Below are 21,752 nucleotides of genomic sequence, written 5' to 3' on the forward strand. Positions count from 1 at the left end.
GTTCCTTAGTTTTCCTTAATTTTTTGTGTAATCACGTGCACCAAAAATAGCAGTGCCGATGCGCACCATCGTACTACCTGCCGCGATCGCGGCATCCATATCGTCTGACATACCCAGAGACAGCGTATCGACATCAGGGTAACGGGTCTTTAGACCGGCAAATGCTACAGCCATTTGACGGGCAACTTCAAACTGCCTTACATAATCTGACTCAGGCGCCGGGATCGCCATCAGTCCGCGAAGGCGAAGATGCGGCATTCCCGCCACTTCAGTTGCGAGCGCGTCCAGCTCCGTCAGCGGAATTCCTGACTTGCTATTCTCATCGCTGATATTGATTTGAATGAGTACGTTCAGCGGCGGCAGCGTTGCCGGGCGTTGTTCGTTCAGACGGGCAGCAATACGCAGACGGTCGATCGTATGACACCAGTCGAAATGTTCTGCGACCAGGCGGCTTTTGTTGGACTGCAACGGGCCAATAAAGTGCCATTGCAATCCGTCGACGCCACTCTCCTGGAAATGGCGAATTTTTTCCACCCCTTCCTGAACGTAATTTTCGCCAAATGCGCGTTGCCCAGCGGTAATCGCTTCTGCGATGGCGCTCGCAGGCTTGGTTTTACTCACTGCAAGCAATGTAACGTCTTCTGAAGACCGCCCGCAACGCGTCGCAGCGGCTGAGATTTTGTCCCGGATCTGTGCCAGGTTATGCGCGATATCGTTCATTTTCCGAGGATGTTCATATGAATATGGAAGAAATTGTGGCCCTTAGTGTAAAGCATAACGTCTCGGATCTACACCTGTGTAATGCCTGGTCTGCGCGTTGGCGAAAACGGGGGCGGGTGGAGATGGCGCCCTTTACGTCGCCGGACATTCAGGCGCTCTTAGCGCAGTGGCTTAATGACGCTCAGCAGGAACAACTGCGGGAAAATGGTCAGCTTGATTTTGCTGTGTCGCTGGCGGGGAACTTGCGGCTACGCGCCAGCGCTTTTACTCACCAGCAGGGGACTTCGCTGGCGCTGCGGTTGTTACCCGCCTCCTGCCCGATACTGGCGGAACTTCAGGCGCCGCCCGTCTTAACGAATCTTCTGAGCTGCGAGAATGGACTTATTCTGGTGACCGGGGCCACCGGCAGCGGGAAATCGACCACCCTGGCGGCGATGGTTGAGTATCTTAACCAGCATACTGAAGCGCATATTCTGACCCTTGAAGACCCCATCGAGTATTGTTACGCCAGTCAGCGTTGTTTGATCCAGCAGCGCGAGGTCGGTGTACATTGCAGTTCGTTTGCCTCCGGGCTGCGTGCGGCATTGCGGGAAGATCCTGATGTCATTTTACTGGGCGAGCTGCGAGACAGCGAAACGATCCGTCTGGCGTTGACCGCAGCGGAAACAGGGCATCTGGTGCTGGCGACGCTGCACACGCGTGGCGCGGCGCAAGCCATTGAGCGATTGATCGACTCTTTTCCGGCACAGGAGAAAGATCCGGTACGCAGTCAACTGGCGGGCAGTTTGCGTGCGGTATTGTCGCAAAAACTGGAAAAAGACAAACAGGACGGGCGCGTGGCGCTGTTTGAGCTACTCATCAATACGCCAGCGGCAGGGAATCTGATCCGCGAAGGGAAGAGCCACCAACTGCCCGGCATAATCCAAACCGGGCAGCAGATGGGAATGCAGACCTTCGCTCAAAGCCTGCAGCAGCGACAGGCGCAAGGGAGGCTTTAAAACGCGTCAGGGCGATGCGCACTCTCATGGCAGCGGACTGAGTGAGTTCAGTACCCTTGCTCGAAATAACTTTCGAGAATGATGACCGCAGAGGCGGAGTCGACCTTGCCCTTGTTTAGCGCCCGGTATCCGCCTTGTTCAAACAGGCCGGAGCGTGCTTCAACCGTGCTGAGCCGTTCGTCATGCAGGGTCACCGTCACGCCAAATCGACCGTGAATACGGTTGGCAAACTTGCGTGCCCTGGCGGTCAGAGGTTGCTCGGTGCCATCCATGTTGAGCGGCAGCCCCACAATCACCTCATCGGGTTGCCACTCTTTGAGCAGGCGTTCGATGAGGTTCCAGTCAGGGGTTCCATCCTGCGCTTTGATTGCAGGCAGCGGGCGGGCAGTGCCGGTGATCCGCTGGCCAATCGCGACGCCAATACTTTTCGTGCCAAAATCGAAGGCCAGTAAGGTTTCGCTCATCAGGCGTGCCCCGCCACGCCAGGCATGGTCAGGATATCAATCCCAATCAGTCTGGCTGCTTCGCGCCAACGATCGGCAATCGGCGTTTTGAATAAAATATTGAGATCGGCAGGTGCTGTCAGCCAGGCGTTATCCAGTAACTCTTGTTCCAGCTGGCCTTTTTCCCATGAGGAGTATCCCAGGGCTACCAGCACCTCAGTAGGTTGTTCTTGTGTGCCCAGGGTTTCCAGCACGTCACGGGAGGTGGTGATCACGGTGTTATCTGAAATCCGAATACTGGACGAAAAACGCGATGGCGGGGTATGCAGAATAAACCCACGGTCTTCTGCCAGCGGGCCACCCAGCATCACGGCTTTATCCAGGCGAATGGCGGGATCACGGGGTTCCGGCGCTATTTTCAGCTTTTCCAGAATCCCTTCAATTTGTAGATTTTCCAGTGGCTTATTGATGATGATCCCCATTGCGCCATTTTCATTATGTTCGCAAATATAGACCACAGAGCGGCGGAAAATCGGATCCTGAAGAGCAGGCATGGCAATAAGAAAGTGATGCTGTAAATTCATTGTCAGAGGTTCTGTTCCTGGTTTAAAAAAGCAACAGGGGTCAGTATGTGGGTAAAGAGTACGGATGTCACTACCGTAGGCCGGATAAGACGCTCGCGTCGCCATCCGGCATCGGTGTTTTAATGCCTGATGGCGCTACGCTTATCAGGCCTACAAAGGTCGTCATCCTGCAGACGGCTTACTTCTGCAGACGCGCTTCAATCGCGTCCATCAGCATACCGGTAATCGAGACCGGGAATTCTGCTTCAATCTCGCGAATACAGGTTGGGCTGGTGACGTTAATTTCTGTCAGACGGTCGCCAATGATATCCAGACCGACGAAAATAAGCCCTTTCGCTTTCAGCGTTGGCCCAATACGACGGGCAATATCCCAGTCGCTTTCCGTTAACGGACGCGGTTCGCCACGGCCGCCAGCGGCCAGATTACCGCGGGTTTCGCCACCCTGCGGAATACGCGCCAGGCAGTACGGCACTGGTTCGCCATCCACCACCAGTACGCGCTTATCACCGTCTTTAATAGCGGGCAGATAGTTCTGCGCCATACAGTAGCGGGTGCCGTGTTCGGTCAGCGTTTCGGCAATCACGCCGAGGTTGGGATCGCCTTCCTTCACGCGGAAGATCGACGCGCCACCCATACCGTCCAACGGTTTGAGAATGATATCGCTGTGTTTTTGCCAGAAGGCTTTCAGCTGCGCTTTGTTGCGGGTGACTAACGTTTCTGGCGTCAGATCGGAGAACCAGGCGGTGAACAGCTTTTCATTACAGTCGCGCAGGCTCTGCGGCTTGTTCACAATCAGCGTGCCTTTCTCTTCTGCACGTTCCAGAATATAGGTGGCGTAGATAAACTCAGTGTCAAACGGCGGATCTTTACGCATCAGAATGACGTCCAGATCCGCCAGCGGCAGATCCTGTTCGCCGGTAAAGTCGTACCATTTGTCGTAGTTCTGCTCGACGCTCAGGGTACGCGTGCAGGCGCGGGCTTCACCGTTAATCAGATAAAGATCGGCCATCTCCATATAATGAAGTTCGTAGCCGCGGCGCTGTGCTTCCAGCAGCATAGCGAAGCTGGAATCTTTCTTGATGTTGATGCTTGCGATGGGATCCATCACGATGCCGAGCTTGATCATTGTTCTTCTCCGTTAGCCCAGATCGCCAAATCGCACCTGAAGCGCGGTAATGGCGGTGAGCGCAGTTGTCTCAGTACGCAGAACGCGAGGTCCTAACAGGATATCAGTAAACTGGTAGCGTGCGGTCATGGCAATTTCGTCAGCCGACAGCCCGCCTTCCGGACCAATCAACAGACGAATACGTTCAACCGGCAGCGGTAACGTGTTGATACTGGCGCTGGCGCGCGGGTGAAGATTCAGCTTCAGCCCTTCATCTTGCTCTGCACACCAGGCTTCCAGATCCATGGCCGGACGAATTTCCGGCACCCGATTACGACCGCACTGTTCACAGGCGGCAATGGCGATTTTTTGCCACTGCTGGAGCTTCTTATTCAGACGCTCACTGTCCAGTTTAACGCCGCAGCGCTCAGAAAAAAGTGGCGTAATGAGGCTTACACCCAGTTCTATTGATTTCTGGATAGTGAATTCCATTTTTTCACCGCGTGACATCACTTGTCCGAGGTGAATATGCAGCGGGGACTCACGGTCGTCGAATTCACCACTGAGTATCTTCACCTCCACGCTTTTTTTGCTGGCGTTGGTGATCTCGGCATCAAATACCTGGTTGCTGCCATCAAACAGTTGCAAAGCCTGCCCCGGCCCCATGCGTAACACGCGACCGATATGGTTGGCGGCATCTTCGCACAGTGAAATCTGGCTGCCAGAAGAGAGAGGTTCAGGGTGGTAAATGCGGGGAATGCGCATGGTTTAAAATCCGCGTATCTCCCCACGCAAACGAGTCGCGTGGGGTTGGGTTAACAATTATTCCCGCTAGTGTAGGTTAGCTCTTTTGCGCCTGGCAAGCGCGTTGCACGTACGGGTTGTGGTTCCCTTGTACTCTGGCGATGCGTTCGTCGCGTTCGCATTCCCAGTCGGTGACCGGATATTGCTTATCCCAGGCGTTGAAAAGTTGTGTCTGCTGGCGGGAAAGGTTCAGGTTGTATTGATCGCGCATATAAAAGTAGGTACGGGCAATCGAACCCCGTGCGCGCGCTGGCGGTTCAGCCACTTTCTCTTTGAAATCGACCTTCATCGCGCACTGTCCATACTGGCCTTCGCCGCCGTTCCACTGGCTGTACATGAAGTTACCGCGATCGCCGTTGACTTCACCGACCGCCGGTTGCAGGTTATGCATGTCGCTTTCCATTTTGCGGTATTCCGGGTCTTTGGCGCAGTTTTTACGCCCCCCTTCTTGCCAGCACTGACGCTGGTGGCCAAATTGCCAGGCGGGCACCACGTGTTCCCATTCGATTCTGCTGGCGCGGTTTTCATTTTTGCGCACTTTATAACCGCAGGAGTTCAGGTCTACGACACCTTTTTTACCCTGCCAGTCAATTTTGCATCCACAGTAGAAGTCGCCGGGTACGTCAGCATTGACCTTGACGCCAGCGGCTTTTGCCTGAGAAAAACTGTTAATGCCTTCGGCCAGCGCCGGGCCTGAGAGAGCAGTTGCCAGAAACGCCACTGCAAAAGTGAGATTACGGTACATCACGAACTCCGTGTTAAATCGAGCTCGCAACGTAACGAAAGTTGTTCCTGTATGCAATCAGTCAGATCAGAAAAGTTCCTGATAATTCTGAATGTTATTGTGCGACGAGCGGTTCGCCGCAATGGACGCAGCGGTAAGTTGCTTCGCCGCGCACAATTCGGTTATGGCGACGCACGGTGAGTTGATGTTCCTGACATTTGCAGCGGTAGGCAAAGGTGTTGCGACGAACGGATTGCAGCTCAAATTGGTGAGTGCGTCTGGCGGGCACGCCAAGTACGTTTTCCATCATCCATTTCCACTCTTTGCCGTGTGGCGCAACACGACCAAAGTGCTTCCACACCAGTAAATGCGCCAGTTCGTGCGGGACAACTTCGTCCACAAACGCATCGACATTTTCGGTTAATAGCACCGGATTAAGGCGAATTTCATAACTTTCCAGCCAGGCGGTTCCGGCAGCGGTTCCGCGCTGCTGATAGACCAGTTTGGGTTCCGGATAGTCACGACCCAGTTTCAGGTTAGCCTGGGCGAGCTTTTCCCGCAGGCTGCGCATGACGGCTTGCTGGATGGCGATAGGGAGACGGACGGTTTTCATAACGGCAGAGAATAGTGCGAGGGGGCGGGGACTGCAAGGGGGAAGCTTCCTCCCGATTGCGGGAGGAAGCGATAGCGGATTAATCGTGAGCGCCGATTTCGCGCAGTCGACGACCTTTCATCAGGTTACGTTCGATGTGCTCCAGGGAGACGTGTTTGGTTTCCGGAACCAGCCAGAGGGTCAGAATGATGAAGAACAGGTTCAGACCGGCGTACACCCAGAACGTGTTTGCGTTACCCAGCGTGTTGAGCATGGTCAGGAATGTCGCGCCAACAATCATGTTGGCAATCCAGTTGGTTGCCGTAGAGCAGGTGATACCAAAATCGCGCCCTTTCAGCGGCTGAATTTCAGAGCACAGTACCCAAATCAGCGGACCGGCGCTCATCGCGAACCCGATGATAAACATCAGCAGCATGGCAATGGCAAAGTATTGTGCGGAGGCCGAATGGATACCGATATGCATCATGGTGCCCAGTGTACCCATCCCGATGGCCATCACCAGGAAGCCCAGCGTCAGCGTAGGTTTACGACCCCAGCGGTCTACCAGACCGATGGCGATGAAGGTTGCCAGAACGTTGGTCAGACCGACGATAACGGTCCCCCACATCTGCTCAGTGGTGTTGGTGTAGCCCGCCAGTTCAAAGATTTTCGGCGCGTAGTACATGATGACGTTCATCCCGGTGAACTGCTGCATCACCTGTAACAGCACACCCAGGAAGACGGCACGACGGAAGTTGCTGTTTTCTTTAAACAGCGCCCAGCCACTCTGTTTCACTTGCAGGCTTTCGCGGATTTCGTCCAGCTCACGTTTGGCTTCTGCGCTGGTATCACGCAGACGCAGCAGAACGCGTTCTGCATCCACGAAGCGACGTTTGGCGGCAAACCAGCGCGGGCTGTCCGGCAGGAAGAACACGCCAATCAACAGCAGAATGGCGGGAATAATGATAACGCCTAACATCCAGCGCCATGCACCGCTGTAGCTGAAGGCAGTATCCGAGAGATACGCCCCCAGAATACCGATGGTGATCATTAGCTGATACATCGAGATCATGCTGCCGCGAATTTTCTCCGGCGCAATTTCGGATAAGTACAGCGGAGCGGTATAGGAGGCGACACCAACGGCCAGGCCCAACAGCACGCGGGAGATAATCAGAACCTCAACATTAGGTGCGGCGGCAGAACACAACGAACCCGCCACAAACAGAATCGCACCGATCATCAGGCTTTTCTTACGACCCAGTTTGAAAGAGAGCCAACCGCTGCCGACGGCACCAACAGCGGCACCGAACATCATCGAGCTTACCACCCATTCCTGAGTGTGCGGGCTAATCTGGAATTCATCAGTGATGAAGGGTAACGCACCGGCGATAACACCGATATCCAGGCCAAAAAGTAATCCGGCCAGGGCGGCAAGAAAGCAGACAAAAAATGTCATCGTCTTGTTGGAACGCCCCTGTTTTTTAGTGTCAGGCATAAAGCCCTCCGATTGGGTTGCCAATTTTGTTGATGGTAAGGGTAGGTGAGTACGCCGTAAAAATATGTGAGGTTAATCACATTGGTGTAATCGGTTACACTAACATTCACCAAGTGTATTGTTTAATTATATGAAAAATAGTGAATTTAATAATCATGTAACATGGGGTGTTACCCGGTATTAAGATAATGCCGAAAATCAATGTAACGACAATGCGTGTGTGACTGTTGTGAAGTGTTAATCCAGTTTTAATAACGTAAAATTGAATGTAATCGCTTCCATTGTTTTGTCTGTGGAAGGGGAATTACGGAAAACCGGAATGGGTAACAGCGGGGGGAAGGCGGTATGAGAAAAGCAAAAGGCCAGCACGAGGCTGGCCTTTGAGAGCGTTCAGTCAGAGGATTATTTCAGACCGGCGGCATCACGTAACAGCTGCGCTTTGTCGGTTTTTTCCCATGGGAAATGTTCGCGACCAAAGTGACCATAGGCTGCGGTTTCTTTGTAGATCGGGTGCAGCAGATCCAGCATCTGAATCAGGCCGTACGGACGCAGGTCAAAGAACTCGCGCACCAGCAGAGTTAGCTGCTCTGAAGGGACTTTCTCAGTACCGAACGTTTCAACCATGATGGAAGTCGGTTCCGCCACGCCGATAGCGTAGGAGACCTGAATTTCACAACGGTCAGCCAGGCCCGCAGCGACGATGTTTTTCGCCACATAACGCGCCGCGTAGGCTGCAGAACGGTCAACTTTAGACGGATCTTTACCGGAGAAAGCGCCGCCGCCATGACGTGCCATACCGCCGTAGGTATCAACGATGATTTTACGCCCCGTCAGACCACAGTCGCCCATTGGGCCACCGATAACGAAACGGCCGGTTGGGTTGATGAAGAATTTGGTGGACGCACTCAGCCATTCGCTCGGCAGAACCGGTTTGATGATCTCTTCCATCACCGCTTCTTGCAGGGATTTCTGATCGATATCTTCGGAATGCTGAGTGGACAGAACCACGGCATCAATACCGACGATTTTGCCGTCGTCATACTGGAAGGTCACCTGGCTTTTCGCGTCCGGACGTAACCACGGCAGGGTGCCGTTTTTACGCACTTCAGCCTGACGCTGCACCAGACGGTGTGCGTAGGTGATTGGTGCTGGCATCAGCACTTCGGTTTCATTGGTGGCGTAGCCAAACATCAGGCCCTGGTCGCCAGCGCCCTGTTCCAGCGGGTCGGCACGGTCAACACCCTGATTGATATCCGGGGATTGTTTACCGATAGCGCTCAGCACTGCGCAGGAGTTCGCGTCGAAACCCATGTCGGAATGCACATAGCCAATCTCGCGCACCGTATTACGGGTGATCTCTTCGATATCAACCCAGGCGCTGGTGGTGATTTCACCGCCAACTAAAACCATACCGGTTTTAACGTAGGTTTCACATGCGACACGTGCTTTGGGATCCTGTTCCAGGATGGCGTCCAGCACGGCGTCAGAGATTTGGTCAGCGATTTTGTCAGGATGCCCTTCTGAAACGGACTCAGACGTAAAAAGGTGTTTTGCCATGTTTAATTTCACCTAAGGAGAATTTGTTTAGCTCAAACTGTTGTGCGGGGTAGCCATAGCCGAAGATTCTACCAAGGCCTGCAGGTTAGTGACACTGGCAGTCTGAGTGTTAATCAGTATGGATGGATTAACATCTGGATGGCTATTTTAGGTTACTTGTTCACCTGATTTCCAGCTTTTTTTGAGTAAAGCCTCATTGCGTTGAAAACACAGCTGGAAATTTTTCCTGACGGTGATGGCAATGTGCGCATTTATGTTTTGCTTTTTACCTCTCATGTCGGTATAAAACGCGGCGCGCGGCTCATACAGCACACGACGTTTTCATCGTGTTGCCACTTCCTGCCGGGCTAAAACTTTTGCTTTGGCTTGTGGGTTCGTTCCGTGCGGAGCGGCCGTGGAGGTGATACGAGATAATGAACCGTTGTATTCTGCTGAATCAGTCGCACCGTTCTGGTGTACGAATGTCCCCCACATACTGCATCTCTGCTTTGCATACCTGCCGATGTTATACCCATCTCGGCGCTTCTCAGGACTCCAGGGCCGGTTACGGCAACTAAGGACTGAACAAGGGCGCTCTTGGTTAAACAAGAGTTTTCTCGTGGTTTCGCCGAACCGTCATGCTTAAGTTCGGTTACGTGTTTTACAATGATATGAAAAAGAAACCGGTCGCGCAGTCGGAGCGTCAGCACTATCCGCTGGAAAATCCGCCTGTTTATGGGTTGTTATCGCGTCTTCGGACTGCGATAGTAGTCAACTGTTTTACACTTGTTAATAAAATCTGAGGTTCGCTATGTCTGACGACATTTCTATGGGTTCGCTTTCGTCAGCAGGCGGACAGGGTGTACTACGCTCCATGCAGGAGGTTGCAATGAGTTCCCAGGAAGCCAGCAAGATGCTGCGTACTTACAATATTGCCTGGTGGGGCAATAACTACTACGACGTCAATGAACTGGGACACATCAGTGTGTGCCCGGATCCGGACGTCCCCGACGCGCGCGTTGATCTTGCCAAACTGGTAAAAGCGCGCGAAGCGCAAGGCCAGCGTCTGCCTGCATTGTTCTGCTTCCCGCAGATCCTGCAACACCGTCTGCGTTCGATTAACGCCGCGTTCAAACGTGCGCGTGAATCCTACGGTTACAACGGCGACTATTTCCTCGTTTACCCGATCAAAGTTAACCAGCACCGTCGGGTGATTGAATCGCTGATCCATTCCGGCGAGCCGCTGGGACTGGAAGCGGGCTCTAAAGCAGAGCTGATGGCGGTTCTGGCGCATGCCGGAATGACCCGTAGCGTGATTGTCTGTAACGGCTACAAAGACCGTGAATATATCCGTCTGGCGCTGATCGGCGAGAAGATGGGCCATAAGGTCTATCTGGTCATTGAGAAGATGTCGGAAATCGCCATCGTTCTGGATGAAGCTGAGCGTCTGAACGTCATCCCGCGTCTGGGTGTGCGTGCGCGTCTGGCGTCACAAGGCTCCGGCAAATGGCAGTCCTCAGGCGGTGAAAAATCCAAGTTCGGCCTGGCGGCGACTCAGGTACTGCAACTGGTTGAAACCCTGCGCGAAGCCGGGCGTCTGGACAGCCTGCAACTGCTGCATTTCCATCTCGGTTCCCAGATGGCGAACATCCGCGACATCGCGACCGGTGTGCGTGAATCCTCGCGATTCTACGTTGAACTGCACAAGCTGGGCGTCAACATTCAGTGCTTCGACGTCGGCGGCGGTCTGGGCGTGGATTACGAAGGGACCCGTTCGCAGTCTGACTGTTCCGTCAACTATGGCCTGAATGAGTACGCCAACAACATCATCTGGGCGATTGGCGATGCCTGTGAAGAGAATGGCCTGCCGCACCCGACGGTGATCACCGAATCCGGACGTGCGGTGACGGCACACCATACCGTGTTGGTTTCCAACATCATCGGCGTTGAGCGTAACGAATATACTGAACCTACGGCGCCTGGCGAAGATGCTCAGCGCGCGCTGCAAAGCATGTGGGAAACCTGGCAGGAGATGCACGAGCCGGGCACCCGTCGCTCATTGCGTGAATGGCTGCACGACAGCCAGATGGACCTGCACGATATCCACGTCGGTTACTCTTCCGGGACCTTTAGCCTGCAGGAACGTGCGTGGGCAGAACAGCTTTACCTCAGCATGTGTCACGAAGTGCAGAAACAGCTGGACCCGCAAAACCGTGCGCATCGCCCGATCATCGACGAACTGCAGGAACGTATGGCGGACAAAGTGTACGTCAACTTCTCGCTGTTCCAGTCAATGCCGGATGCCTGGGGTATCGACCAGTTATTCCCGGTTCTGCCGCTGGAAGGGCTGGATCAGGTTCCAGAGCGTCGTGCGGTGTTGCTGGATATCACCTGTGATTCCGACGGGGCGATCGATCACTACATCGACGGTGACGGTATTGCCACCACCATGCCGATGCCGGAATACGATCCTGAGAATCCGCCGATGCTCGGCTTCTTTATGGTTGGCGCGTATCAGGAGATCCTCGGCAACATGCATAACCTGTTCGGCGATACCGAAGCGGTTGATGTGTTTGTCTTCCCGGACGGCAGCGTAGAAGTTGAACTGTCTGATGAAGGCGATACCGTGGCGGACATGCTGCAATACGTACAGCTGGATCCGAACACGTTGCTGACCCATTTCCGCGATCAGGTGAAACAGACCGATCTGGATGATGCGTTGCAACAGCAGTTCCTTGAAGAGTTTGAAGCCGGACTGTACGGGTACACCTATCTGGAAGACGAGTAACCGCTCGTGCCCGGTGGCGCTGCGCTTACCGGGCCTACGGTTCATTTGAACCTGAGCAATTTAACGGCGATAATTACGCCCAATACGTGATATGCAAATCAATCCCTTCCTCGTCGGGCCTAACGACGCGGAGGGGATTTTTTTTACAGTGATTTTATAAGAGGTCAGGACATGAGCACTTTAGGTCATCAGTACGATAACTCTCTGGTATCTAACGCGTTTGGTTTTTTACGCCTTCCGATGAACTTCCAGCCGTACGACAGCGATGCCGACTGGGTGATCACCGGCGTTCCGTTTGATATGGCGACGTCTGGTCGCGCGGGCGGTCGTCACGGTCCGGCGGCGATCCGTCAGGTATCAACCAATCTGGCCTGGGAGCACAACCGCTTCCCGTGGAACTTCGACATGCGCGAACGCCTGAACGTCGTGGACTGCGGCGATCTGGTGTATGCGTTTGGCGATGCCCGCGAAATGAGCGAGAAATTACAGGCGCACGCAGAAAAGCTGCTTTCCGCCGGTAAACGTATGCTCTCCTTCGGCGGCGACCACTTCGTGACGCTGCCGCTGCTGCGTGCGCACGCGAAGCACTTTGGCAAAATGGCGCTGGTGCATTTTGATGCGCATACCGACACCTACGCCAACGGTTGTGAATTTGACCACGGCACCATGTTCTTTACCGCGCCGAACGAAGGTCTGATCGATCCGAACCACTCTGTGCAGATCGGCATTCGTACCGAGTTCGACAAAGACAACGGTTTTACCGTATTGGATGCCTGCCAGGTCAACGATCGTGGCGTGGACGACATCATCGCGCAGGTGAAGCAGATTGTTGGTGATATGCCGGTCTATCTGACGTTTGATATCGATGCGCTGGATCCGGCCTTTGCGCCTGGCACCGGCACACCGGTGATCGGCGGCCTGACTACCGATCGCGCCATTAAGCTGGTGCGCGGTCTGAAAGATCTGAATATCGTCGGTATGGACGTGGTCGAAGTCGCTCCGGCTTACGATCAGTCTGAAATCACCGCGCTGGCCGCGGCGACCCTGGCGCTGGAAATGCTCTACATCCAGGCGGCGAAAAAAGGCGAATAAGCCTCAGACGCTCACTGCTGCTGCGCGACGCATGCGCAGCAGCAGCATCCCTCCAGCCAGCAGCGTGATAACCTGCGACGCCACCAGTACCGAAAAGCCGGAACTGACCGAACCCACTGATTTCATCACCACGCCCATCAGCAGCGGAATAAACGCCGCGCAAATGTTGCCAATGCCGTTAATGATCCCATAGGCGCTGCCCACCGCTTCCCGTGCGGCATGGTGCTGCACGACGGCAGGAATAGCTGCGCCCTGTAATCCCCAGAAGATATTGGCCGACAGCATAAACAGCGCCAGCAAGGCGGCCTGCTGGCTGAGCATCAGCGCCAGTACCGAAAGCGCGGTGAACAGTCCGCCGACGACAAACAGAACCGGCGCTTGCTCAGGGCGCATTTTGTCGAGCAGCACGCCGCCGAGGAATTTTGAGCCGAGGCTCAGCAGGAAAGGAATAGCCGCCAGGAAACCGACGGCGTGCAGCGAGAAGTGGTGTTCATCGCGCAGCCAGGCTGGAAGCCACGCGCTGCTGCCCCACAGATAGCTCAGCGTGGCGATCTCAACCAGCAGGATCCAGCCCAGCAGCGGCGTCTGCCAGGCCAGGGTGAAGGTCTGCACAAACCCCGGCTTTTCCTGCTTCACTGCGCTGTGAGGCGCAGGCAGAAAACGCCAGATTAATCCGCCGCCCAGCACCAGATTAATCACCGCCAGCGCGTAAAATGATCCCGCCCATCCCAGATGTTCCATCAGCCAGGTCACCAGCGGAAAACCAACAGCCAGCCCCAGAGAAACACCCAGCGCGGTGACGGCGTTGGGTTTACCAATCTCTTCGGGGCGAAAATTATCGCTGATAAAACGCGTTTTGAGCGAAAAGAGCGGCCCTTCGGCAATACCTAAAATCATGCGGGCAATCAGCATCCCCATTAACGACCCTAACAGAGGTGAGATGGCGCAAACCACAGCCCAAATCGCGATGCTGCTTAATAATCCCTGTCGGTAATGTAATTTGCTTTCAATAACCGGAGTTAATAATAAAGCGGAGAATCCATAACCCAGAAGAAAGCATGTCATCAGCATCCCCTGTAACATTCTGTTTTCATTTAACTGAAAATGTTCGGCAAATTCCGGATTTAAAATCATTACTGAGATATTCACCCGGTCAACGTAGGAGATAATAATTAGCAACAAGAGTGCTATTGTTCCTTGCCATTTTACTGTCATCATACCCGCCTTAATCTTTCTGTTTATTTATATTTTTATCGATGTGATTGTCACGCAACTAAAATGGTTCACCTGTGAAACTCTTTGTTTATAAACAATAAAATAAATTTTAGTTTCACAGGTGAAACTCTGTGCTTGCTCGGTTTTATTATTTTTAAGGAGTAAAAAGAAAAGAAGTCAATATCTATTATTCAAAATAAGAGACCATCAATAAGCGTATCTATTCACGCCAGAATAATGAAAATTTCATATCGCTGCATTTTTTCGTGATCGTTTGCACACTTAGCTAATTAACTGCGCATCAATTAACAAATCAGTCACATTTGTGCTTGACGAAACATTCATCGCTTTTATATTGACCGTATTAAATAAGAAACAGAGTTTCATATATGAAACAAAAGCCTGGAGGATCGCGATGAGCTGGATAGGCGTATGTGACGCAGAACAAGTACAGGAAGATTTCCCTTTTAGCGGCAACGTCGAAGGCAAAGAGATCGGCGTTTATTTAATTGACGGTGAATATTACGCGCTGGAAGACGTATGCCCCCACGCCTATGCGCTGCTGAGCCAGGGTTTTGTGGAAGACGGCAAAGTGGAGTGCCCGCTGCACGAAGCGGTTTTCGATGTCAAAACCGGGCAGTGCCTGCACGGCCCCGGCGGCCGCAATCTTAACCGCTACCCGGTTCGGGTATTTGAAAACCAGATCCAGATTACGTTTATCGAGGAGACCGTGGCATGAGCGACACCCCGAACTTTAACCCGGCACTGCCGGAAAGCCGCCAGTTTACCCCGCCCGCAGAAGGTGGCAACGGCGCAATCCATAAGCCGGGTGATTACCAGAACCTGATCTGGCAAACCCGCAGTCGCATGCCGGAAAACTGGGAAGTGAACCTTATCGCCACGCTGGAAGATCTTTTTGAGCAAGGGGCCGAAACCCTACCGGAGCTGGTGAAAGGGCTGAACGCGGTACGCATGCACGACCAGCAGGGCGAGCCGTGGAGCGATGCCAGCTTCGAAGCATTCTTACAGGTTAACGGCTACTGAGGGCAAGGCGATGACGACAACCGTACAAAACTATCTAGATAAAGGCCTGCGCGGTCTTTGGTATCCGGTGCTGGCCAGTTGGGAAGTGCAGTCTGCGCCGGTGGGCATCACTCGTCTTGGCGAGCAGATCGTGGTCTGGCGTAACAAAGACGGCCAGGTACAGGCACTGGAAGACCGCTGTCCGCACCGGGGCGCGCGCCTGTCGATGGGCTGGAATCTCGGCGACCGCATTGCCTGCTGGTATCACGGCGTAGAAGTGGCTGGCAACGGCGAAGTGAAAGATGTCCCCGCTGTCGACAAGTGTCCGCTGGTGGGCCAGCAGTGTGTGCGCAGCTACAACGTCCAGGAGGCGCACGGCGCCATCTTCCTGTGGTTTGGCGTGACTGCCGATCAGCAGCCGGACGCGCTGAGCTTCCCTGCTGAGCTGGCCGATACGGAAACCTACAGCAACTTCCTGTGTACTGCGGCCTGGAAATGTAACTACCAGTATGCGCTGGAAAACGTGATGGACCCGATGCACGGTACCTATCTGCACTCTTCATCGCACTCGATGGCGGAAGGTGACCGCAAGGCCGACATGGTACTACAGCCGACCAAAACCGGCTTTATCTTTGAGAAAAAAGGCCAGAGCGGCGTCAACTTTGACTGGGTTGAACTGGGCAATAGCGGCACCTTCTGGATGCGCCTGTCCATTCCGTATAAGAAGCGTTTTGGGCCGGGCGGGCACTTCTTTATCGTCGGCATGGTGGTGCCGGAAGATAACGACAACTGTCGCGTCTTCTTCTGGCGTATCCGCCGCGTACAGGGCTGGCAGCGTGATATGTGGCGCTTTATGTACCGCAACCGCCTGGAAAAACTGCACTGGGAAGTGCTTGAGCAGGACCGCGTGGTGCTGGAAAGCATGGCGCCGAACGCCCGTGACCATGAGTATCTCTATCAGCATGACGTTGGTCTTTCCCGCCTGCGCCGGATGATGCAAAAGTTGGCCAAAGAGCAACTGGCAGTCCGCGAACAGCAGCAGGGAGCCGCCTGATGAATGGGCTGTTAAACGGTAAACGCATCGTGGTGACCGGCGCTGCGCGCGGCCTGGGCTACCACTTCGCCAAAGCCTGTGCGGAACAGGGGGCGGCGGTAGTGATGTGCGACATCCTGAAAGGTGAGCTGGTGGAGCGCGCACACGAGTTAAGCGAGCAGGGCTACGCGATTGAATCACACGTTATCGACCTGGCGGATGCTGGCTCAATAGACGCGGTATTCAATGCCGTTGGCGAACGCGGGCCAATTGATGGCCTGGTGAACAACGCGGCGATGGCGACCGGCGTCGGCGGTAAAAACATGATCGATTACGATCCGGATCTTTGGGATCGCGTGATGTCCGTGAACGTGAAGGGGACCTGGCTGGTGACACGCGCCGCATTACCGCTGCTGCGTGAAGGTGCGGGGATCGTCAATGTCGCGTCGGACACCGCGCTATGGGGCGCGCCGCGCCTGATGGCCTACGTCGCCAGTAAAGGCGCGGTGATTGCGATGACCCGCTCAATGGCGCGCGAACTAGGCGAAAAACGCATCCGTATCAACGCCATCGCGCCGGGGCTGACCCGTGTTGAGGCGACGGAGTACGTGCCCGCTGAACGTCATCAGCTGTATGAAAACGGCCGCGCACTCACCGGGGCGCAGCAGCCGGATGATGTGACCGGCAGCGTGGTATGGCTGCTCAGCGATCTGTCGCGTTTTATCACCGGACAGCTGATTCCGGTCAACGGCGGCTTTGTTTTTAACTGATTTTCGGAGTCGATATGGCAAACGATCAGGAAGTGAAATATCTGGTGCCGGGGCTGGAGCGCGGATTGCAACTGCTGCTGGCTTTCGGCGAGCAGCATCGCGAACTGACCTTTGCCGAGCTGCACCGGTTGGTGGATATGCCGAAGGCCACCGCCTACCGGGTGGTGCAAACGCTGGAATATATGGGTTTTCTGGAGCGCAACACGCGCACCAACACCTTCTCGCTGGGCATGAACGTACTGCGTTTGGGCTTTGAATACATTGCTTCGCTGGATGTGGCCCAGGTGGGCCAGCCGGTGATTGAACAACTGCGTGACACCAGCCAGTGCAGCAGCCATCTGGCGATCCGCGACGGGCGCGACATTATCTATATCGCCCGTGTCAGCGCCGCCGGCTCGCGTATCAACCAGGTCAGCATTGGTACCCGCTTGCCGGTGCACTGCACCTCGCTGGGGCGCATGCTTCTGACCGACCTCAGCCGCGCCGATTTTGAACAGCTGTTCCCGCAAGAACGCCTGCCGGGCAACACGCCGGGCCAGTTGCAGGACCGCGAAGCGCTGTGGCAGATGGTGCAGCAGGATAAGGTGCGCGGCTACGTGATTGGCGAATCCTTCTTCCGCCACGGTATCTCCTCCATCGTTTATCCGGTGTATGACCGCTGTGGGAAAGTGGCGGCCGTGGTGAGCATTCTGGTGCCGTCGGAAGAGATCCCGCAAAGCGATCGCGAACGGCTGCAAAGCGAGGTGAGCCTGGCGGCGGATAAAATTTCCGGCTTCTTAGGCTATCTCTCTAAAGCGAGCTAAATCAAAAGATTAACGCCAGGCGCTTGACTGCGTCGGGCATATTTTACGCCCAAATTCGGGTGATGAACGGTAAATGAGGCAACGAACGATGAGCGTAATCGGAATTGAAAAGCTGGAATTTGGCGTCGACGACCTGACGCACTGCGCCAAATTTATGCGTGATTTTGGCCTGACGGGCGACGCCAGCGGCCAGCGTTTTACCACTCTAAGCGGTGCCCGCGTGGAGCTGAACCCAATCGACAGCCCGGATCTGCCTCCTGCGTTTGAAGCCGGTAACACCCTGCGTCGCATGACCTGGTCGGTAGCCAGCCTGCAGGAACTGGAAGCCTTAAGGCCGAAGCTGGCGCAGCAGCCGGGTTTTCGTGAAGTGGACGGCGCGCTGGAATGCCGCGATCCGAACGGCATGACTCTGCGTGTACAGGTGAGCCAGCAGGTGCCGGTTGAGCTGAATGTCGAGCCAATCAATCAGTGGGGCGACGTCCGCCGTATCGACACGCCGAGCCCGGTTTACGATCGCGCCGAGCCGATCAACGTCGGCCACGTGGTGTTCTTCGTCGAAGAGCTGGCGGCGGTGGAGAAATTTTATCGCGACGTGCTCGGCTTTCAGGTTTCCGATCGCTATATCAATCGCGCGGTGTTCCTGCGCTGCTGCGAACGCGGCGGCCACCACAACCTCTTCTTACTGCAACTGCCGAACCGTAAGCGCGGTCTGAACCACGTTGCCTTTACCGTGCGTGATATCCATGAAGTGATCGGCGGCGGCATCGCCATGAACAAGAATGCCTGGAGCACCTTTATTGGGCCGGGACGCCACCCGGTGTCGTCGGCCTACTTCTGGTATGTCAACAGCCCGACCGGCGGTGCGTTTGAGTACTACACCAACGACGACTATCTGACGGAAAACTGGCAGCCGCGCGAGCTGGAGCATTCGCTGGTCTCCTTTACCGAATGGGCGGTGGAAGGCGGTATCGATCATGACACGCGCCGCCAGCAGAAGAAAACGGAGGCCCTATGACAACGCGCATTGTCATTATCGGCGGCGGTCAGGCGGGCGGCTGGGCAGCGAAAACCCTGCGCGATGAAGGCTTTGACGGCGAGATTTGTGTCGTCGCGGAAGAGGCGTGGGACTTCTACGAGCGCCCGCCGCTGTCGAAAGCCACATTGCTGGAGCCGGACGCTGCATTGCCGCGACTGTTCAGTGAAGCGGCGCAACAGGCGCTGAACCTGAACTGGTATCGCCCGCTGCGGGTGGAATCCATCCACCGCGAGGCGAAAACGGTAAAGTTAAGCAACGGGGAACAGCTTAGTTACAACATGCTGTTAATCGCCACCGGTGGACGGGCGCGCCTGCCGGGGGCGGCGTGGGAACAGCATCCGCAGGTTTACACGTTGCGCCATTGGCAGGATGCCCAGCGTTTGAAAGGGCGCCTGGTGGAGTGCAAAACGCTGGCGATTATCGGCGGCGGCTGGATTGGCCTGGAGATTGCTGCTTCGGCGCGCAAAAGCGGCGTAGCGGTTACGCTGTTTGAGCAGCAGCCTGCGCTGTGTATGCGCTCGGTCAGTGCCGACGTCTCTGCGCACCTGGCGGCTGTCCACCGCAAACAGGGCGTGGATATCCGTACCGGCTGCGGCACGCTGGAGCTGGAGGATAACGATGGCCTGCCGACGATCCACTGTGACAGCCAGCGTGAAACCTATGACGCAGTCGTGGTGGGGATCGGCGTCGATCTCAATCTGGAACTGGCGCGTGAGGCCGGGCTGCACATCGACCGTGGGATCGTCGTCGATGCGCAGGGGCGGACCTCGGATCCGGCCATTTTTGCCGCAGGCGATGTGGCGCAGCATCACCAGTACGGCCTGTGCATTCAGTCCTGGGCCTTTGCGCAGAATCAGTCCGTGGCGACGGCAAAAGCGATGCTCAATGCAGACGCTGCAGGTTATGACGAAGCGCCGTGGCTGTGGTCGGATCAATACCAGCACAACATTCAGATCCTCGGCATTCCACAGCCTGACAGTAAAACGATCGTCCGTGAGAACACGCTTTTCTTCTCGCTGGACGGTAACGGACGGCTGGCGCAACTGGTGGCGTTCAATGACGCACGCACCGTGAAGCTGGCGAAACGCTGGATGGCGGCTGGACGGGATCTGTCCGACGTTCCGCTCGCCGACCCGACCTTTTCACTGATGTCATTGCGATAACCGACGCGCACCCTTAGGGGGGATAAATGACCACATTCGAGACGAACACCGCGCCCGCAGAGGCGAGCGGTGAGGGGACCCGTACGCCTGAAAAAGCCGTTCGCTGGGCGATCCCGCTGTCGCTGCTGGCCTGTGTACTGCTGGCGTTTTTCGACAAAATCAGCATTGCCGCGCTGTTTTCTGACGGCCATTTTCAGCAGGCGATGGGCATTGATTTTGACACCACGCGCCTTGGCATTCTGATGAGTGCGTTTTTGCTGAGCTACGGTTTTTCATCGGTATTTCTGAGTGGCCTTGGCGACAAGATTGCGCCGCTGCGCTTGCTGACCGGGATGATGGCGGTGTGGTGTGTGCTGATGGTGGCGATGGGCTTTACCCACAACTACACCCTGATGATTGTGCTGCGCATCCTGCTCGGTGTTGCTGAGGGTCCGCTGTTTCCGCTGGCTTTCGCCATCGTTCGCCACAACTTCCCGCAGCGCCTGCAGGCGCGGGCCACCATGCTGTGGCTGCTCGGCACGCCGTTTGGCGCGGCGATTGGCTTCCCGCTCTCCCTGTGGTTGCTCAACACTTTCGGTTGGCAGAGTACTTTCTTTGTGATGGCGATGCTCACCGTGCCGGTACTGATTTTCGTGCGCATTGGCCTGCGGGGCATCCGTCTGGATGCAAAGCCGACCACAGCGAAGGCGACACAAGACGAGCGACGTTTGGCGCGGCGCGAGCTGTTTGCCAGCCTGCACTTCTGGATTATTTGCATCTTTAACATCGCCTTTCTCACCTATCTGTGGGGCATCAACGGCTGGCTGCCGGGTTATCTGATCAAAGGCAAAGGCATCCATCTTGAACACGCCGGCTGGCTCTCATCGATGCCGTTTATCGCCATGCTGGCGGGTGAAGTGATCGGCGCATGGTTGTCGGATCGCGTCGATAAACGCGCGGCGGCCTGCTTTATCTCGATGGCGGGCGCAGGGGTTGGTCTGGCGGTGGTGATGCATCTGGATACCCCGCTGGCCGTCATCGCCGCGATGAGCTTTAGCACCTTTATGTGGGGAACCGGCGCCCCCAACATTTTTGCGCTGCTGGCGAAAGCAACCCACCCGCGGGTGAGCGCTACCGCCGGCGGTATCTTCAACGGGCTGGGAAACTTTGCGGGTGCGCTGTCGCCAGCGGTGATGGGGGTGCTTATCGCCTTCACCCACAGCATGGATTCCGGGCTGATTTTTCTGGCGGTGATGGCGGCGGTGGGCTGCGTCCTGTTACTGCCGCTGCTGAAACGTTACTGAGGAGAGTGTCATGACTGATTCAACCGTAACCGCAAAACCGGGCATTAAACCTGACCATCTGACCATGGAAGAGTGGGTCGAGTCGCGCATTGCGCGCTTTGAAGGACGCAAGTACGACTGGAACGCGCTGAAGTTCCAGGCCGACTATGACCCGAAATATCGCCGTGCGCAGATGCGCTACATCGGCACCGGCGCGACGGGCGTGGCAACTGATGCCAATACCGTTCCCGCCGAGCACTTCACCTTCTCCACCATGGTGCTGCCGTCAAAATGCGAAGGACCGCTGCATCTGCACGATGATGTGGAAGAGGTGTTCTTCATGCTGAAAGGGCAGATCACTCTGATGATTCAGGACGGCGATAACTATACCGAAACCGTGCTGCGCGAACGCGATCTGATCTCTGTACCGCCGGGTATTTATCGCGGGCTGTTTAACCACGGCGAAGAAGAAGCGCTGATGTGCGTGATGCTGGGTACGCAGAAACCGCACATCCCGACCTATCCGACCGATCATCCACTGTCAAAAGTGAAGCGGGGCTAAGGGG

Annotated in this window: 24 protein-coding genes; 14 read left to right on the forward strand and 10 right to left on the reverse strand. The window is 55.4% G+C overall.

From position 1 onward, the window contains the following. Window positions 1-15 precede the first annotated feature (15 nt). Window positions 16-720 (reverse strand): YggS family pyridoxal phosphate-dependent enzyme, encoded by a 705-nt coding sequence (locus AC07UY_RS01430; RefSeq protein ID WP_203360014.1) that lies wholly within the window; start codon window positions 718-720, stop codon window positions 16-18. 17 nt (window positions 721-737) lie between these two features. Here AC07UY_RS01430 and AC07UY_RS01435 point away from each other — a divergent pair, with 17 nt between their 5' ends. Further along, a complete protein-coding gene (locus AC07UY_RS01435; RefSeq protein ID WP_494660692.1) occupies window positions 738-1,718 on the forward strand; it encodes a type IV pilus twitching motility protein PilT in 981 nt (326 codons plus the stop codon). Between the two features lie 47 nt (window positions 1,719-1,765). Here the strand turns inward: AC07UY_RS01435 and ruvX are convergent, their stop codons facing one another. From ruvX to metK, 8 genes are all read right to left on the reverse strand, one after another. Continuing rightward, entirely contained in the window at window positions 1,766-2,182 is a 417-nt protein-coding gene (gene ruvX / locus AC07UY_RS01440; RefSeq protein WP_494660693.1) for a Holliday junction resolvase RuvX, read from the reverse strand. Next, window positions 2,182-2,745 (reverse strand): YqgE/AlgH family protein, encoded by a 564-nt coding sequence (locus AC07UY_RS01445; protein WP_203360017.1) that lies wholly within the window; start codon window positions 2,743-2,745, stop codon window positions 2,182-2,184. Before AC07UY_RS01445 ends, ruvX begins: the two co-directional genes overlap by 1 nt. Window positions 2,746-2,923: 178 nt before the next feature. Beyond that, entirely contained in the window at window positions 2,924-3,871 is a 948-nt protein-coding gene (gshB, locus tag AC07UY_RS01450; protein ID WP_494660694.1) for a glutathione synthase, read from the reverse strand. A 12-nt stretch (window positions 3,872-3,883) separates the two neighbouring features. Continuing rightward, entirely contained in the window at window positions 3,884-4,615 is a 732-nt protein-coding gene (gene rsmE, locus AC07UY_RS01455; protein WP_494660695.1) for a 16S rRNA (uracil(1498)-N(3))-methyltransferase, read from the reverse strand. Between the two features lie 76 nt (window positions 4,616-4,691). Then, the gene (endA, locus tag AC07UY_RS01460; protein ID WP_276293942.1) at window positions 4,692-5,399 is read right to left on the reverse strand and encodes a deoxyribonuclease I; all 708 of its coding nucleotides are present in this window, start codon (window positions 5,397-5,399) and stop codon (window positions 4,692-4,694) included. Between the two features lie 94 nt (window positions 5,400-5,493). Then, window positions 5,494-5,991 carry a SprT family zinc-dependent metalloprotease gene (locus AC07UY_RS01465; RefSeq protein WP_301699343.1) on the reverse strand — a complete coding sequence of 166 codons (498 nt, stop codon included), beginning with the start codon at window positions 5,989-5,991 and terminating at the stop codon, window positions 5,494-5,496. Between the two features lie 79 nt (window positions 5,992-6,070). Continuing rightward, window positions 6,071-7,465 carry a galactose/proton symporter gene (gene galP, locus AC07UY_RS01470; protein ID WP_494700616.1) on the reverse strand — a complete coding sequence of 465 codons (1,395 nt, stop codon included), beginning with the start codon at window positions 7,463-7,465 and terminating at the stop codon, window positions 6,071-6,073. Between the two features lie 402 nt (window positions 7,466-7,867). After that, window positions 7,868-9,022 (reverse strand): methionine adenosyltransferase, encoded by a 1,155-nt coding sequence (gene metK, locus AC07UY_RS01475; RefSeq protein ID WP_203360022.1) that lies wholly within the window; start codon window positions 9,020-9,022, stop codon window positions 7,868-7,870. A 413-nt stretch (window positions 9,023-9,435) separates the two neighbouring features. Between metK and yqgG the strand changes: the two genes are divergently transcribed. From yqgG to speB, 4 genes are all read left to right on the forward strand, one after another. Beyond that, window positions 9,436-9,579 (forward strand): small protein YqgG, encoded by a 144-nt coding sequence (yqgG, locus tag AC07UY_RS01480; RefSeq protein ID WP_301699346.1) that lies wholly within the window; start codon window positions 9,436-9,438, stop codon window positions 9,577-9,579. Between the two features lie 93 nt (window positions 9,580-9,672). Beyond that, window positions 9,673-9,804: an acid stress response protein YqgB gene (gene yqgB, locus AC07UY_RS01485; RefSeq protein WP_162380248.1), complete on the forward strand. Its 132-nt coding sequence runs from the start codon at window positions 9,673-9,675 to the stop codon at window positions 9,802-9,804. Window positions 9,805-9,812: 8 nt separating this feature from the next. Continuing rightward, on the forward strand, window positions 9,813-11,789 hold the full coding sequence (gene speA / locus AC07UY_RS01490; protein WP_203360024.1) for a biosynthetic arginine decarboxylase: 1,977 nt from the start codon (window positions 9,813-9,815) through the stop codon (window positions 11,787-11,789). 171 nt (window positions 11,790-11,960) lie between these two features. Then, entirely contained in the window at window positions 11,961-12,881 is a 921-nt protein-coding gene (gene speB / locus AC07UY_RS01495; RefSeq protein WP_162380198.1) for an agmatinase, read from the forward strand. Window positions 12,882-12,884: 3 nt separating this feature from the next. Here the strand turns inward: speB and AC07UY_RS01500 are convergent, their stop codons facing one another. Beyond that, on the reverse strand, window positions 12,885-14,096 hold the full coding sequence (locus AC07UY_RS01500; protein WP_494700684.1) for an MFS transporter: 1,212 nt from the start codon (window positions 14,094-14,096) through the stop codon (window positions 12,885-12,887). 415 nt (window positions 14,097-14,511) lie between these two features. Between AC07UY_RS01500 and AC07UY_RS01505 the strand changes: the two genes are divergently transcribed. The 9 genes from AC07UY_RS01505 to AC07UY_RS01545 all read left to right on the forward strand — a co-directional run bounded on the left by AC07UY_RS01505 (window position 14,512) and on the right by AC07UY_RS01545 (window position 21,748). Further along, entirely contained in the window at window positions 14,512-14,835 is a 324-nt protein-coding gene (locus AC07UY_RS01505; RefSeq protein WP_035892012.1) for a Rieske (2Fe-2S) protein, read from the forward strand. Then, window positions 14,832-15,140 carry a recombinase-like helix-turn-helix domain-containing protein gene (locus tag AC07UY_RS01510; RefSeq protein ID WP_203360025.1) on the forward strand — a complete coding sequence of 103 codons (309 nt, stop codon included), beginning with the start codon at window positions 14,832-14,834 and terminating at the stop codon, window positions 15,138-15,140. Before AC07UY_RS01505 ends, AC07UY_RS01510 begins: the two co-directional genes overlap by 4 nt. A 10-nt stretch (window positions 15,141-15,150) precedes the next feature. Then, window positions 15,151-16,173, forward strand: coding sequence for a Rieske 2Fe-2S domain-containing protein (locus AC07UY_RS01515; RefSeq protein WP_494660696.1), 1,023 nt, complete (start codon window positions 15,151-15,153; stop codon window positions 16,171-16,173). After that, window positions 16,173-16,922, forward strand: a complete 750-nt coding sequence (locus AC07UY_RS01520) for an SDR family oxidoreductase (protein WP_494660697.1) — start codon at window positions 16,173-16,175, stop codon at window positions 16,920-16,922. The genes AC07UY_RS01515 and AC07UY_RS01520 overlap by 1 nt, the downstream gene beginning before the upstream one ends. A gap of 14 nt (window positions 16,923-16,936) precedes the next feature. Then, entirely contained in the window at window positions 16,937-17,725 is a 789-nt protein-coding gene (locus tag AC07UY_RS01525) for an IclR family transcriptional regulator (RefSeq protein WP_490469706.1), read from the forward strand. Between the two features lie 88 nt (window positions 17,726-17,813). After that, entirely contained in the window at window positions 17,814-18,740 is a 927-nt protein-coding gene (locus AC07UY_RS01530) for a VOC family protein (RefSeq protein ID WP_494700617.1), read from the forward strand. Beyond that, a complete protein-coding gene (locus AC07UY_RS01535; RefSeq protein WP_494700618.1) occupies window positions 18,737-19,924 on the forward strand; it encodes an NAD(P)/FAD-dependent oxidoreductase in 1,188 nt (395 codons plus the stop codon). The genes AC07UY_RS01530 and AC07UY_RS01535 overlap by 4 nt, the downstream gene beginning before the upstream one ends. Window positions 19,925-19,950: 26 nt before the next feature. Beyond that, the gene (locus AC07UY_RS01540) at window positions 19,951-21,207 is read left to right on the forward strand and encodes an MFS transporter (RefSeq protein ID WP_494660700.1); all 1,257 of its coding nucleotides are present in this window, start codon (window positions 19,951-19,953) and stop codon (window positions 21,205-21,207) included. Between the two features lie 10 nt (window positions 21,208-21,217). Continuing rightward, a complete protein-coding gene (locus AC07UY_RS01545; RefSeq protein WP_203360032.1) occupies window positions 21,218-21,748 on the forward strand; it encodes a cupin domain-containing protein in 531 nt (176 codons plus the stop codon). The last annotated feature ends 4 nt before the right edge of the window (window positions 21,749-21,752 follow it).

It is taken from the genome of Citrobacter sp. GW821-FHT02E08 (assembly GCF_059421685.1).